12 protein-coding genes are annotated in these 14,708 nt (G+C 66.8%); 9 read left to right on the top strand and 3 right to left on the bottom strand.

The window, feature by feature from the left end; all coding sequences use genetic code 11:
- Positions 1-227: 227 nt before the first annotated feature.
- From BHS09_RS10515 to BHS09_RS39005, 3 genes are all read left to right on the top strand, one after another.
- Positions 228-1,193: a 3-hydroxyacyl-CoA dehydrogenase family protein gene (locus BHS09_RS10515; RefSeq protein WP_140789361.1), complete on the top strand. Its 966-nt coding sequence runs from the start codon at positions 228-230 to the stop codon at positions 1,191-1,193.
- Entirely contained in the window at positions 1,190-1,780 is a 591-nt protein-coding gene (locus BHS09_RS10510; RefSeq protein ID WP_140797793.1) for an MPN domain-containing protein, read from the top strand. Before BHS09_RS10515 ends, BHS09_RS10510 begins: the two co-directional genes overlap by 4 nt.
- A gap of 388 nt (positions 1,781-2,168) precedes the next feature.
- Positions 2,169-2,807, top strand: a complete 639-nt coding sequence (locus BHS09_RS39005) for a transposase zinc-binding domain-containing protein (protein ID WP_201799753.1) — start codon at positions 2,169-2,171, stop codon at positions 2,805-2,807.
- Positions 2,808-3,002: 195 nt separating this feature from the next.
- On the opposite strand, the gene BHS09_RS10495 is transcribed toward BHS09_RS39005, so the two are convergent.
- Entirely contained in the window at positions 3,003-3,617 is a 615-nt protein-coding gene (locus BHS09_RS10495; RefSeq protein ID WP_140797792.1) for a dihydrofolate reductase family protein, read from the bottom strand.
- 173 nt (positions 3,618-3,790) lie between these two features.
- Positions 3,791-4,348, bottom strand: coding sequence for a CRISPR-associated endonuclease Cas3'' (locus BHS09_RS10490; RefSeq protein WP_237078195.1), 558 nt, complete (start codon positions 4,346-4,348; stop codon positions 3,791-3,793).
- A gap of 378 nt (positions 4,349-4,726) precedes the next feature.
- On the opposite strand from BHS09_RS10490, the gene BHS09_RS10485 reads away from it, so the two are divergent.
- From BHS09_RS10485 to BHS09_RS10470, 3 genes are all read left to right on the top strand, one after another.
- Complete coding sequence (locus BHS09_RS10485) at positions 4,727-6,484, top strand: HEAT repeat domain-containing protein (RefSeq protein WP_161604876.1); 1,758 nt, start codon at positions 4,727-4,729, stop codon at positions 6,482-6,484.
- A 113-nt stretch (positions 6,485-6,597) separates the two neighbouring features.
- The gene (locus BHS09_RS10480) at positions 6,598-6,768 is read left to right on the top strand and encodes a hypothetical protein (RefSeq protein ID WP_237078194.1); all 171 of its coding nucleotides are present in this window, start codon (positions 6,598-6,600) and stop codon (positions 6,766-6,768) included.
- A gap of 497 nt (positions 6,769-7,265) precedes the next feature.
- Positions 7,266-7,946, top strand: coding sequence for an MFS transporter (locus BHS09_RS10470; protein ID WP_237078193.1), 681 nt, complete (start codon positions 7,266-7,268; stop codon positions 7,944-7,946).
- Positions 7,947-8,058: 112 nt separating this feature from the next.
- Here BHS09_RS10470 and BHS09_RS10465 read toward each other — a convergent pair whose 3' ends face one another.
- Complete coding sequence (locus tag BHS09_RS10465) at positions 8,059-8,808, bottom strand: hypothetical protein (protein ID WP_140789353.1); 750 nt, start codon at positions 8,806-8,808, stop codon at positions 8,059-8,061.
- A gap of 134 nt (positions 8,809-8,942) precedes the next feature.
- Here BHS09_RS10465 and BHS09_RS10460 point away from each other — a divergent pair, with 134 nt between their 5' ends.
- The 3 genes from BHS09_RS10460 to BHS09_RS10445 all read left to right on the top strand — a co-directional run bounded on the left by BHS09_RS10460 (position 8,943) and on the right by BHS09_RS10445 (position 14,143).
- A complete protein-coding gene (locus BHS09_RS10460) occupies positions 8,943-9,626 on the top strand; it encodes a ferredoxin (RefSeq protein ID WP_140789352.1) in 684 nt (227 codons plus the stop codon).
- 567 nt (positions 9,627-10,193) lie between these two features.
- Positions 10,194-11,135 (top strand): hypothetical protein, encoded by a 942-nt coding sequence (locus BHS09_RS10450; protein WP_140789351.1) that lies wholly within the window; start codon positions 10,194-10,196, stop codon positions 11,133-11,135.
- Between the two features lie 1,007 nt (positions 11,136-12,142).
- Positions 12,143-14,143: an amidohydrolase gene (locus BHS09_RS10445; protein WP_140789350.1), complete on the top strand. Its 2,001-nt coding sequence runs from the start codon at positions 12,143-12,145 to the stop codon at positions 14,141-14,143.
- The last annotated feature ends 565 nt before the right edge of the window (positions 14,144-14,708 follow it).

Genomic DNA, 14,708 nt, shown 5'->3' with positions numbered 1-14,708 from the left:
TGAGGGAACTCGTGCTGAAGCGCTCCCGTCCGTGCATCGAGGACGCGCACGCAGTGATGACGGGCGCCGCCGCCACGGGGAGGACCCCGCTGGGAGCAGGTGGCCAGGTCGACGAGCCCTCGGGCCCGCAGCATGGCCCAGTGCATCAATCACACACGCACCATGAACAATTACAGCAACACATCAAGGGGTTGTCTCTGTCGCGCGGGCTGGCAAGGCTGCGTCCCATGACACACAAGCGGCTGAAGAGGATTGGCATGGTGGGCGGGGGCGCCATGGGGTGCGGTATCGCGCTCGAGCTCGCCATCGCCGGCAGGCAGGTGGTGCTCTACAACACGCGCGCCGACAGCAGCGAGCGGGCGCGCGCGAAGCTGGAGCGAGACGCGGCGCTGCTGGTGGAGACAGGCCTGCTCGCCCCACAGCAGGCCCCCGCCGCGCTCGGACGCATTCGCCGCACCACAGTGCTCGCCGAGGCCGCCGTGGAGCAGGACCTGGTCATCGAGTCCATCCCCGAGGACCTCGCCCTCAAGCAGCAGCTCTTCCGCGAGCTGGACCGGCTCGCGGCCCCCGACACCCTCCTCGCCACCAACACCACCGCGCTGAGCGTGACGGCCATCGCCCAGGACTGCACGCGGCCCGAGCGCGTCCTCTCCGCCCACTACTACCTGCCCGCGCACCTCATCCCGCTGGTGGACGTCATCCCCGGCGAGAAGACGTCCCCCGACGCGGTGGAGACGGTGCGGCGGTTCCTCGAGGAGCTGGGCAAGTCGCCGGTGGTGTTCTCCAGGGACGTGCCGGGCTCGGTGGGCCCGCGCCTGCAGCAGGCCCTCATTGGCGAGGCCATCCGGCTGGTGCACGAGGGCGTGGCCACGCCGGAGATGGTGGACCGCGTGCTCACCCAGGGCGTCGGACGGCGCCTGGGCGCTTCGGGTGTCTTCGACCGACTGGACCTGGTGGGGCTGGACTTCATGACGGCCCTCCTCCGCGGCACCGGCCGCCCCGTGCCGCCCGTGCTCGCGCAGAAGGTGGAGCGGGGCGAGTTGGGCCAGAAGGTGGGCCAGGGCTTCTACTCCTGGACGCCCGAGTCCACCGCCGCCTACGAGGAGCGCATGGCCCGCCACCTCGTCACCCAGCTTCGTGAGGACCGGGCGGCGGGCCGCCTCCGCACTCCCACGGCGGAGCTGGAGGAATGAGGACGGAGGCCGTCCTGCTGGATTCGGCGGTGCTGTCGGACTTCCTGGTGGACGCCATCCGCGAGTACACCACGTGCACCCCTGAGCTTCCGCCCCGGAGCTGGGCCGTGCTGCTGGGGCGCGTCGCCGGCGACGCCATGCGCGTGGAGCGTGTTCGCTTCGCCACCAACATCCGCGAGACGGATGAGCGCGTGCTCCAGGAGTTCGACACCACCATCATCCCCCGCTTCGGCGCCTGCTACGCCAACGGGCGTCGTGGCTTCTGGTGCGAGCCGCGGGAGTTGCTGCGCATCACCACCGAGGCCGCGGTCCAGGGACTGGACGTGCTCGGCTCCATCCACCTGCACCCGGACTGGCACCGCATCGGCCCGCTCCACGAGCGCGGCCTGCGCGTCAGCCAGGAGCCCACGCCCATGGACCGCCACCTCTTCCAGGGCAGCGGCTGGCCGCTCAACATGATTCTCTACCTGGAGAGGCGCGAGGGCCGACTCTATCACTCGGTCGGAGCGTGGGCTCCGCCCGATGGCCTGGAGGCCGGCGCGGGCTGTCGCGCGCTGGCCATCCGCATGGAGACTCCAGAGCGGTGAACCGGTGCAAATCGACCAGCCGACGCCCCGGCTCCAGACCGAACCGGACAGAGACACCGCAGGGTGGGATGGCTGGGCTTCACAGTGGAGGCGGCGGGAATCGAACCCACGGGCAAGGCGATAGGAAACCCCAGGCAGGACGCGCTGTTACCCACTATCGCCTTGATCTCACGTCGGTTCGTTGTACCGCCCTATCCCGTCTTCCCCCGTCTTGTCCCGTTCTCATCCCCGCATGAGGGGCACACTGGGGGCACATGCGGCCCCACAGGGGCAACCCGCTCACGGACGCGAGCGGCCCGAGTTCCCCAGTCTCGCAGGGCTCACGAGAAGCCCGTGGGAGGCTGACGGTAGTGAGTGCCCTGGCGAGGTGGGGGATGGGGAGGGGCAGGTGGAGGAGCGGGGGTGGGCGTACCGGCGGAGGCAGCCGGAGGGGACGGTGCTGTACGAGGCGGTGAGGGAGAACCTTGCCACGCTGCTGGCGGAGGCGAGCGACGTGGGGCGCGGCCTGCCCCGGTACGTGGAGCGGGACTTCGCCAGGTACCTGGAGTGCGGCGTGCTGGGGCACGGCTTCGCGCGGGTGCGCTGCGAGAGTTGTAAGGACGAACTGCTCGTCGCCTTCTCGTGCAAGGGGCGAGGGGTGTGCCCCTCCTGCAACGCGAAGCGGGCGCAGGTAACGGCGGTGCATCTGGTGGAGCAGGTGCTGCCGCGCGTGCCCTGCCGGCAGTGGACGCTGTCCTTTCCGCATCGGATGCGATGGGTACTGCTGAAGGAGAAGGGGCTGCTCTCGGACGTCCTCACCCTTTTCCTGCGAGCGGTGTTTGCCCTGCAACGTCGCAGGGCACGGCGGCAGGGCGTGCGCGGTGGACAGACCGGGGCCGTCTCTTTTCTCCAATTTTTCGGCTCGGCCTCGCAAGTAACGCCTCACTACCATGCGCTGGTGCCGGAAGGCGTCTTCGTGCCGGGGGAGGGCGCGTGCGCTTCGAGGCGTTGCCGCCGCCCACGCAAGTTGATGTGGAGCGGCTGCTGAGGGTGGTGCGTCACCGGGTGCTGCGCCTGCTGGAGAAAAGAGGGGCCCTGCCCGCGCAAGGGCCTGAGGACGCGCTGCAACCAGGCCGGCGGCCCCTGCCACGCACCTGATGGGAGCGCGGCCTGGGCAGGAGTGGACCCCAAGGGAGTTCAATCGGTCTGTCCACCGGCCGGGAGCATCGCTCGGGAGGCCCCGTCAGCGGCCCTCCTCGGCCCCTCCGCTCCAGCCCTCACCCTCAACAGCGCCTCTATCCCGCCTATACGTTCGGTAGTGCATGGCGACCACGCCGCTGCGGAGCGGCTTCGCCGAGACCAGTTCGAGCCGCCGCGTGCTGGGCAGCCCACTCTGGTACAGGGTCGGGCCGTGGCCGGCGATCCTGGGGTGGACGAGGAACTTGTACTCGTCGATCAGATCCAGCCGGTCCAGCTCGGTCGCGAGCGTGCCGCTACCGAGGAGCACGCCAGCCGGGGTCGCGTCCTTGAGCTTCTGCACGCCCGTGCGCAGGTCGCCGGCGATGTGGTGGCTGTTGGTCCACGGGAAGTCCTTTCGCATCGACGACACCACGTACTTCGGCTTGGCCTCCAGCTTGACCGCCCACTCGCGCATCGCCGGCGGCGCCTCCGCGTCGCCGCGGGCGACCGCCGGCCAGTAGCTCTCCATCATCTCGTAGGTGACGCGGCCCCACAGCATCGCCCCGCCCTCGTCCATGAGGCGGGTGAAGAAGGCGTGTGTCTCGTCGTCGGCGATTCCCTCCTGGTGGTCGACGCAGCCGTCCAGGGTGACGTTGATGCTGAAGGTCAAGAGTCCCATGCGGCGAGTCTAAGCCATACAATCGCTTGCGGATATCCCGTCGCCTGCGCTTGTCGGTCGAGACGATCCTCCGCCTGCCCCCGGAGGTGCTGGGCTCGGCCGTCTTAGGCCGGCGGCCCCTGCCACGCACCTGATGGGAGCGAGGCCTGGGCAGGCGTGGACCCCAAGGGGGTTCAATCGGTCTGTCCTCCGGCCGGGAGCATCGCTCGGGAGGCCCCGTCAGCGGCCCTCCTCGGCCCCTCCGCTCCAGCCCTCACCCTCAACAGGGCCTCTATCCCGCCTATACGTTTCACGAGCGTCTCCGGAGAGAAGCCCAGCGATTCATCCAGAAGAGAAGGGCTGTCGCAGCGGGCCCGCGCGTCCGCGAGCAGCGCCTGCTTCTCATCGCGCCCCACCCGCTCCTTGAACTTCGGCAAGTCGGGCAGGCCCGCGTGATGCCCGGTGATCGCCAGCGCCAGCGGGAGCAGCCGACGATCCCGGCTCAACGCCCAGAGCGCTCCCGCCGTCGAGTGGTCCCGCTCCAGCGCCCCTTCCTTCTCCAGGTGCGCCTCGAAGCCGTTTTCCTTGCGGATGCGTATCTGGAAGTCCCGGGTGTACTTGCCCAGGTCATGCCACCGTCCCGTGGCCAGGGCAGGCGCGCGCAAGTCCTCACGAGGCGCCAGTCGAGCGGCCCATTGCCCTACGGCTTCCAGGTGCTCGCGCAACAGGTGAGGTCGACAGTCTTCCGTCACGTGAGCCAATGGCTCATTCGTGACCACGCGTGGCCGTGATGGCGCCCCAGGACGATCCGGATCCTTGGTCATCGCACTCCCCCCACCGCGCACGAGCCCGCTCTCTCGAACAGACGCGTGTGGTTGGATTCTGGGTGCCGTCGAGTGACAGGCACAAGGCGCCTTGTCCTACGAACGCTCCAGATGCGCTCTCCCTCCCGGGTGGTATGTCCGAGCGTGGAGAGTGCGGGCAGACTGACTCACGGCGTCGAACCGTCCGCGCGCGTCACCCCCCGCAGGCCGCGGGATTGCGCGTGGGCAGAACCGTCGCTAGGCTCTCCTGAACTTCCTGCGTGTTCGCAGCCGGTGTCGCCAGCCGGACCCAACTCGGCGTCTGAATTGCCCTCGTCTCCCAGTCTGGTGTGGTCCTCGCGCGAGAACATCTGCGCGCAGTTGATTTCCCTCCTGAAGGCAACGCCGCCCGAGCACTTCGACACCCGGCGCCGAATCGTCTGGATGCTCGGCAGCTTCGGCGGCGTCGAGCAACTCCCCCTCTTCCGCGCCCTCCTGTTCGACCCGAACGAGGACTTCAACGTCCAGGACCTCGCACTACGCGCGGGCGCGAGGCACGGACTCCAACTCTCCCCACGGGAGTTCATCCAACTCGATGAGGACCATCGCGAACGCATGGGTCCAGGCTTCACCCTGGTCGACCTCATCTCCTTCGCGAGGCTGGCGACGTTCAGTCCAGACCTGGAGGCGGCGCTCCTCCAGCTGCCTCCCCGCCCCCGCGGCAGACTGCTCATCGCGCAGCGGCGCGGCCACAGCGCCCCGCAGTCCCCGGAACGCACACAGGCGCAACGCGCGAGTAAGGCCCGGCTCGACCGCCATCCCTTTCATCCCTTTCGCTTCCCCTTCCCCGAGCAAGGCGTCGTTGCTCAGCCGTACGCGCTCGCGGAATGGCTGTTCGAACGCTGGTACCACTCCGACCGTCACGCCATTCGCGAGGAGGTGGACCCCTACGAACAGCTCAACCTCTGCATCGCCCTCACGTGGAAGGAGCGGCCCGAAGCCTGGCGCTTGCTCACCGAGTGGTGTCAGGACATGAGCGCGGAGGAACTGGAAAGAGACTTGATTCGAGTGGACTGGGGCGTCTCTCGCGACGAACTGGCTCGAATCACGCGCACCCATCCGGCGCTCCACCACCGTGCCGCGGAAGCCTTGCTGCTCCCCCTGCCAGACCTGATTGCGCACTGGGGCGAAGAGAGACTGCTGCATCGGCTCGAACGCGTCGTGCGCGCGGAGAGCGTCGCATGCAAGGTGCCCTACAACCTCGTGAAGCACCACCCTGCCTTCCACTGGGCCAATGACCTGCTGTTTCAATGGGACGTGGCCCGGCGCCGCGTGTTGTACCCACTCCTGTGTGACGCCGATGTGGCCTCGCAGGTTCGGAGCCACCTGCTGGAACACCTGTCGGACCATGACCGCCCCGCAGCCGTCCGCTGGGCGCGGGCCGCTGAGAGATATCCCGGCAACGCGCCACTCATTGGCACCGTCGTCCAGCATGCCGCGCTCAACACACCCACGCCCGAAGACCGCCCGCTGCTCCTGTCCGCGCTGCGAAACCCGGACGCGAGGATTCGGGGCCTGGCCATCGAAGGTCTGCTCGCGCTCGGGGAGTCTGGCCCGGCGTGGGTCGACCGGCTCCTCTCCCTGGCCCACGAGCCTCATCCCGAGGTCCGCATCCCCGCCGCCGCGGGACTGGTCCAGCAAGGCCAGCGCGAATGGCTGACGCCGCTCCAGCAACTGACCTTGGACGCGCCCACCCCTTTCCTGCGCGCCGAGGCCCTCCGCTGGCTCGGCCTGCTGGACGGAAACGCCAGCCGGGCGCTGTTCCTCCAGGTGCTCGCCAGCGCGCCCTCCCCCAAGGGCGACAGCCACGGCTGCCCTTGCTGCCCCTGCCTCCCAGCTGTCTTCTCCCCCGAGGTCGAGGCGGCCATCGAAGCGCTCTCCCGGCTCGGCACGGACGAAGACCTCTCCGCCCTGCTCGACGCGGGCGTGCGGCTGGGATGCACCCTCCAACTCGAAGAACAGTGGACACATCACCTGGCGCGGCGCGGAGACCGTATGAACTGCAACGAACCGCCGGGCGGGTAACCGTCGAATCGGTAAAGCCAGACAGCCACCCGGGTGTTCACTCCCGGCTGTCTGCCGAAAGGCCATTGCACCCCGGTCGCAGCCGTTGCCGCGTTGCGGTTAAGTTGCACGCCATGAACCGCGAATACCACCGCTGGTACAGCGAACGGCTGCACCGCGACATGGAGCTGCTCGTCTTCGGCCACTCAGGCGAGCCCGTGCTCCTGCTGCCCACGAGCAAGGGCCGCTTCTTCCAGGCCGAGGAGTTCGGCCGCATCGGCGCCATCGCCGACCGCGAAGTATAGGACGGATAGGAGCCCTGTTGAGGGCGGCGGGCTGGTGAAGAGGGGCCAAGAAGGTCCGCTGGAGGGTGACACGCGGGCTGTGCGCCGTGCCGGAGCAGAGGCTGTGTCGCCCCTCGGGGCACATGCCGGCCCAAGCGCCCCATCCAGGCGGCAGGCCGCAGGGGCGTGGGCTTCCAGGTCACTGTGGGTGCTTGGGCTCAACACCACGCGCTCTGGGGTGGACCCTGTGCCGGGGCCAGCTTCGCAGGCCGCGAGGGCAATGCCAGGTGCTCCAGAATGGCGCGCCCCCCACCGGGGGCCGTCAGGTATGCCAGCACCCTCCTGCGGCCTCCACACCGAGAGCAGGCGAAGACATCCAGCGCGAACGTCCGGCGCACCAGTCCCGCCCAATCCCATCGCGGCGTGCGCTCCATCGTCGACTCCAACGTCGCAGCCTGGGTCGGGCTCTCCTCCTCCAGCCCCGGCTCCGCCCCCGCTTGAGGGAGCTCTTCGTCCGGGTGGCACCACGCCCCCGCGAACCAGCGCAGGAGGGAGCCTCGCAGCTGACGGAGATCCGCGACGGATTCCAATACATCCGCGGCCACACGCACCTGGTGCCGTTCTTCGGCTACCTGGGATTCATCATGGTCCTCATCACCCCGGCCACATTCCTCACGCCCTTGCAGACGGCGCGAAGCTTCGGGGACGAGGTGTGGCGGCTGACGGCCATCGAGATGGTCTTCTCGGTGGGCATGATGGTGGGGGGCGCAGCGCTCGCGGCGTGGGGCGGTTTCGACAGCCGCATGCGGACAATGGTCGTGTCCAACCTCATCATGGGCGCGTGCACCGTGGCCCTCGGCGTGGTGCCCCACTTGGGGGTGTACCTGGCGGCCATGGGGATCTTCGGCGTGGCACTGCCGCTCTACAACACGCCCGCCACGGTGATGCTCCAGGAGCGCGTGGAGCCGGCTTACCTGGGCCGAGTCTTCAGCGTGATGACCATGCTCTCCACCGCGCTGATCCCGCTATCCATGCCGCTCTTCGGCTCCCTGGCAGAAGTGGTCTCCATCGAGCGGCTCCTGCAGATCACCGGCGTGCTGGTGAGCTTCCTCGGGCTGCTCGCGCCGCTCCACCGCCGGCTGATGGCCTTCGGCGAGCCCAAGCGTCCACCAGTCGAGTCCCAGGACCTGGCCAGTTGAGGGCCTGATTCATGGCGCGGAGAAAGAGACCAGTCGGGCCCCGTTTCCGCGACCAGACACGCGGGCCCTCACTGACGAGGTGGCCCGCGTGCCCGGGGTCCGGTGCGGTTCGCTACGGCGCGCAGTAGATGGCGCGCTCGAACTTGCCCGTCACTTCGACGATGGAGTCAGCGCGAACCACGTACTCACTGGCACCCACACGCGTGTCGGCGTTGCACCAATCATACGTGTAGCCCAACCCGGTCCAGGGGTAGTGCGTGCTCTGCCAGAACCCATAGCTGGAGGCGTAGTAGGCGTTGATCCAATTCCTGTGCTCGGAGGTGGCGGAGGCAGGGAACTGAAGACCGCACGAGGCGTCGTCAATCTCCGCGTCCGGGCAGGGCCGGAACAGGTTCTCGGGCCGGACCCACAGCTCGACGACGTAGCGAGCGTTGTCGTTCTCCGTGGCCGGGGGCAATCCCAGGTACTGGTTGAGGCGACCCACGAGCTTCTCTTCGGGTACCGTCTTGCAGAACGTCTGGAGCTGAGGCGCGGGTGTGACCCAGACCTCACGGGAGAGCGTGTTCTCGCCCAGCGTGTAGCCAGCGAACGTGGTCCAGATGGCCATGCGCACGGCCGTCCGGGACTCGTTCCAGATGAGCCGCGGATTCGACGGGCTGATGGCCCACAGCTCCGTGGAGATGTCCGCCACCGCGGGTTCGGCCGCGTTGCGGACGGCCTCCGCATAGGTCTGTGAATCGCAGGCGAGTTCCTCGGGAGGACCCGGAAGCGGGTCCTGCGTATCTTCACCGCAGCCAGTGAGGGCCAGGAGCGCGGTGGTTGCAGTGAACGTTCGCAGGGTGCGCGAGAAGGCGCTGAACATCGTGACATCTCCGTGAAAGGATGGATTCGCGGCGAGTGTAGACGAATCGTGAAGGAACGAGAGCCTTGTCTCTCCGTGAATCGCACAGCGCCTGAGCCCGGCGCCCAGGTAGGCTCGCGCTCAAGGAGAACCGCATGTCGAAGCAGCACGAGCCCCATCCCATGAACGTGCCTGGCGACTTCTATGTCGTGGACCAGTGCTGCACCGCATGCGGCGTTCCCACACACATTGCGCCAGAGACGTTCGCGACCGAACGACTTGGCGGCGACTGCTACGTCCAGAGACAGCCCACCACCCCCGAAGAGGTCGACCGCGCGCTCATGGTCGTTCGCTGCCAGGAGTTCGGATGCGTTCGGTACCGGGGGACCCACCCCGTCATCCTGCGCCGACTCACTGAAGCGGGGGAAGGCGACCAGTGCGATGCGCCTCTGCCCGCAGGGATCCGCCCTGTCTTGCGGAACCACGTCTCCGTCGAAGCACAGCGTCTCGATACTCGCGCTTGGGAGTCAGCGGCTGTGCTTGAGCGCTTCCGTCTTTGGCTGACGGGCCAACAACCCAACTATCGAACCACTCACATCAAGAGGAGCGCCTCCAGCGCCTCCTTTTCGTTCTCCTGGACCGAGAATGGGTTCCACGAAGTGACGGCCAACCCCATCGGCGACGTACCAGGCCGGTGGCTCCTCCAACATGCAGGAAATATCCCGGTGTCCGAGATCATCGCGGAGTGGCTGAAGGGCGCAGGTGAACTGGGCGCGGTGCAGTGGTACTCGCAGGAGGAGTGGGAACGTGGCCTTCCGGGCCAGGCCCACCCCTGGTAATGCGACGCACAGCCTGCGGGCGCCAGCTCCCCGGCGCACACCGGTCAGCAGCGCGGTGCGACCTCCACGAAAGTATAGGACGGATAGGAGCCCTGTTGAGGGCGGCGGGCTGGTGAAGAGGGGCCAAGAAGGGCCGCTGGAGGGTGACACGCGGGCTGTGCGCCGTGCCGGAGCAGAGGCTGTGCCGCCCCTCGGGGCACATGCCGGCCCAAGCGCCCCATCCAGGCGGCAGGCCGCAGGGGCGTGGGCTTCCAGGTCACTGTGGGTGCTTGGGCTCAACACCACGCGCTCTGGGGTGGACCCTGTGCCGGGGCCAGCTTCGCAAGCCGCGAGGGCAATGCCAGGTGCTCCAGAATGGCGCGCCCCCCACCGGGGGCCGTCAGGTATTCCAGCACCCTCCTGCGGCTTCCACACCGAGAGCAGGCGAAGACATCCAGCGCGAACGTCCGGCGCACCAGTCCCGCCCAATCCAATCGCGGCGTGCGCTCCATCGTCGACTCCAACGTCGCAGCCTGGGTCGGGCTCTCCTCCTCCAGCCCCGGCTCCGCCCCCGCTTGAGGGAACGCCGTGGATGCCGGCGCCAAGGTCAATGACAAGGCCTACGGCTTCCTGGCGGGCGCAGCCAAGGCGGTGGGCGCCGACGGCCTCGGCAACTCCTTCGACAAGGCGGGTGACGCAAACCGGAAGCTGGACTCGTACGTCGGCACGGACGCGCAGACGTTCCTCGTAGACCACCTGAAGGGATTGTCGGTGAAGGGCACCCTGGCCGGGAAGCTCGCGGGGAAACTGGAACTGCCCAACCGCGCGCTCGCGGGCGAGCTCAAGGGACAGCTCGAGACGAAGGTCGACATCGAATTCGGCAAGAACGGCCAGAAGCCCACCATCACCGTGGAGCAGTCCGGACAGCTCGAGGGCAAGGGCTCCGTCGACAGCGGCACCTTCTTGACGAAGACAGGCGAGGGCAAGGGGGCCATCAAGCTCGCCTTTCAGAACAAGTTCGAGGTCAACGGGAAGCTGGACCTGGAGGCGGCGCTGCAGGGCGGCTCCCCCGGGCTCAAGGTCAACCTCGTGGACTCCACGCTCTCCGCCGAGGTGGGCGTCTCCGGCAAGGGTGGCGTGGGCCTGGCCACTCCGGGAGGCACGCAGACGGAGGCCAGCCTCAAGGGCGACACCGGAGTGTCCGGCAAGCTGAAGCTCACGGGGAAGACGGTGGCCGTCGCCGCCGCGCTGGCGGACCCCAAGGCGCGCGAGGCCCTGGCCAACGGTGACTTCGGGCCGCAGGCGAAGAACCTGGGGAAGGTGCCCGTCACCGTGGAGGGAGAGTTCGCGGCGACGGCCGGCTTCACCGGGAAGCTGTCGCTGGACGCGGGGCGCGCCAGCGGCGGTGTCTCCATCGAGGGCTCCCTGAGCGACGTGTTCCTCAAGGAGAAGCGGGACCTGAGCGGTGACGAGCTCGCCGCGAAGGTCAGCAGCTTCCCCGCCTGGCTCCAGCAGCAGCTCCACGCCTGAACATCCGTCCCCGCAACGTCAACCCTTTGTGCCTGCCCAAAATTCGCTCGCTGCGTCATGAGCGCGTTGAGGTGAGCAAGCGAGGCGCGCGCGGGCCGGCGAGTTCCTGTAGCAGTGAAAGTGGGGTCGGAATCATCGTGACACCGCCCACGCCGTCCCGCGCAATCAAAGGCTGAGCACTCGTGATGAAGGGAGCGCCAAGCCGGCCCTGCCGACCGCCAGCCCATCAAGGACAACCGCGTGCCCAGGCGACCAGCGCAGCAGTGCTCTCGGCCAGGGCTCACGGGCGGGTCCGGATACGAGAGTTCGTGGCCTCAGACCATGGGGGCACGAGGCCCCGTCCGCCCCATCGACCCACGTGGCGCCCCACATCGTCTCCTTCTGGAGGATGGTGGGCGCCCTCCTCAATCCGCGACAATCGGGAACAAAGGCGACGAAGTTTGCGGAGACTCAATCGGACCCCGAATTTTCCCGACTTCGCGTAACCCATGATGTCTCTCGTGTTTTCCGTCGCAGTCTCTGGAGAGAATGCCGAGAACGAGTTCGCGCAGAGTTTCATTCGGGGAGAACCGGTAAGGCCCTTTTGTTTTACACGGGCCTCGCGATGAAAATCGCGGGGCCTTCATGCTCAAGCCCCTGAATCTCAAGGGATTTTGGCTCGCGGTACTGAAAGGGGGCCCTCCTGGCTCGCCCCTGAAGTGAGGGCTGTCGCAGGAGGCTTCTGAGCCGACCACAGCCGCCGCCTCTTCGCCGGGCACTCGCCCCTCCGCGAAAGGCTGACAGTTCCCCCGTCACACGGCCCCACGGAAGGTTAGCGCACGCACTGACGTGTCAGCGCGGAGGGCTGACACGTCACGGGGGACGCAAGGCGAAGTCTCCAATCTCTGCTTTCCGAGAGAGGGGCCCTTCCTGGGGGCCCGGCACGCCCACTGCAAACGCCTTGCACCGAGGCGCCTCCGCACACGGTGGCACACCTCGAACTCACCCGTAGGCACGAGACGCAAGCCATGCACCACTCCCATCCGACCTGCACCCATTGTGGTTGCAACAACCCCTTGATGGATACTCTTTGCAAAGAGCTGCTGACCCCGGATGTCTTCAGCCGCGTGCCGGTGGAACATGCCGCGCATGAGCCGGAAGCTCCGGAAAGCCTGCTGATCCGAGGGGGCACCATCCGCCCGATGATCAAAGGCTCGGCGGAGGAGGTGGAGGCCATTGGCATCCATCAGGGCAAGGTCGTCGCCACCGGCAAGTTCGCGACGGTCGAGGCGGCGATGCGGACACGTGGCATCCCGTTCAAGACGCTCGAACTGAAAGCCACTGAGGCACTGTTGCCCGGGCTGATCGAACCGCACATGCACATTGTGGCATCGGCAGTGTCTGCGGGGTTCACCGACATGGGCGCCTTCGACGGGCAGTCCCTGCGGCCCGACTACAACGAGAAGTGGCTGACAACAAAGATCCAGGATGAGGCGGCCACCATCCGCAACGTAAATTCGATGGTACAGTTCGGGCCGGAGGCGCACATCATTCCCACCGGCATCAAGCCCTATGCCTGGGTCCTGGGACGCGAGGTCGATCCGGCACTGATGCCGTTCACGGTGAACCCGCCAGGCAAACTGAACAACCTGGTGACAATCGATGCCGACTTTCTCGACCAGTATGTCGCCGACGTGCCAGTCCTGCTGCTGAGCGCGTCGATGCACACCGCTTACCTGAACACGGCGGCCCTGAGACATACCTATAACAACAGCCCTGACTTGCAGAGGGATTTCGGTACGTTCGAGAAGTACAAGGCCACCAACAAGGGCCAGCTTCAAGAAATTCCGGCCATGCAGCCGGCACTGCTAGCCATTCCCAAACACCAGATATTGGAAATAAAGGCCAAAGCCGTTCCGAACCTGACGCGGCTGTTCGAAACGGCGGTGGAACGGGGCGTGACCATGCTCTATGACGCTGGCCTGGACGAGGACCAACTCGAGGTGTTGAAGGCATACCTGAAGGTGTATAAACCGCGTGTCCGCATTGGCGGGGCAAAGCTCATCAAAGCCCAGGAGGATGTCGAGGATGCTCTGAAACCGTACGAGCCGATGACTGATTACGAAGATCTCTATATCGGGCACCTCAAGGTGATTTCCGACGGATCGAACCAGGGCCTGACCGGATACCAGCAGGAGTACTATTGCTGCAACCCGCCGGAGAACCGCGGCATCTTCAACTTCACCGATGCAGGGGGCTCGCAGTCGGGCTCCACCAAGCCTCCGGACTTCGCGACCCTGGTACAGACGGCGGCCAAGAAGAACTGGTCGCTGATGATCCACGCCAACGGCGACAGGGCCAATGAGCTCACGACGCAGGCCTATGTCAACGCGTTGAAGTCCCTGACGCCGCAGCAACGGGACGACCGCCGCGACCGGATTGAGCATTGCTCGCTGCTCAGTCCCGGGCAACTGGATACCATGCACAGATGGGGCATCTCCCCCAGCTTCCTCATCGGTCACGTCGGTTACTGGGGCTATGCCTTCAACAAGGTGATTTTCGAGGAGAAGAAGGCCCAAACCCTCGACCTGTGCAAGTCGGCGTTAGACAAGGGGCTGCGCATCAGCCTGCACTCCGACTACGGCGTCACCCCGCTCGGGCCGCTGCGGCAGATGGAGCAGGCGATTACCCGGATCATGGAAGCCGATCCGGACAAGGGCGTCCTGAACGAGGACGAATGCCTGACGCCGGAACAGGCTCTGTGCGCCGTCACCTATGATGCAGCATGGCATTGCCGGGCCGAGAACTGGGTCGGGTCGCTGACGCCCGGCCACCTTGCCGACTTCGTGATCCTGGCGCAGGACCCACTGAGCATGGGGAAGAAGCTGCCCGGGCGTGGCCATGGCCACGATGTGGCGAGGACGGAGCAAGAACTGCCGCCCGTTGAGGCCATCTACCAGAACATGCGCGCCATCACGGTGCTGTCGACGTGGAAGGGCGGCGTTAAGGTCTACGCTGCGAAACCCTGATCCTGGTTTGTCCCCGGCCAGTCTGTCCGCCTGTCGAGGACACCCCGTTCAGAAGGCTTCCGGATGATGGGGCTGGTTGAGCCAGAGCAGCATCTGTGCCTATCCAAAATCCGGTCGCCGCATCATGGTGCGTCAAGCCTACTTCAGGGGTGCGTCAAGTCGGGTGAGCGAGGTGCTGGTACGGCTATCACCACGACGAAAACAGCCGACATCATCAGAGGGCATGGGCACAATTCGGCAGGGTCAAGTCCCGAATCTTGTGTAGTTGGTTCGGAGGGGGTTCGGGGGAGGAAGGCTCCTTGGCGGCATCAGGCAGCGGAAGTGACAGGGGATGATTTCAGCAGGGACATGTCGAGGGAGCCGCGGTCGTCCCAGACTCCAGTGACTTCCAGGGCGACAGCGGTGATGAGGCGCAGCGCTCCGCCAGTCCATCCCTGCGCCGGGCCGACCTCAGGCGCTCCGCCTGAGGTCGGCCGAGAATCATGACCGTTGGTTTAGTCCTACAGTTGTAGTTTGAGCCGCGCACCACGTGCGCGGTAGTGACAGCGCATGGCGACGGCCTGGT

Origin of the sequence: Myxococcus xanthus (assembly GCF_006402735.1) — a bacterium.
Lineage (GTDB): Bacteria > Myxococcota > Myxococcia > Myxococcales > Myxococcaceae > Myxococcus > Myxococcus xanthus_A.
The sequence above is the reverse complement of the archived record's forward strand: the minus strand, read 5'-3'. Positions and strand labels throughout refer to the sequence as shown.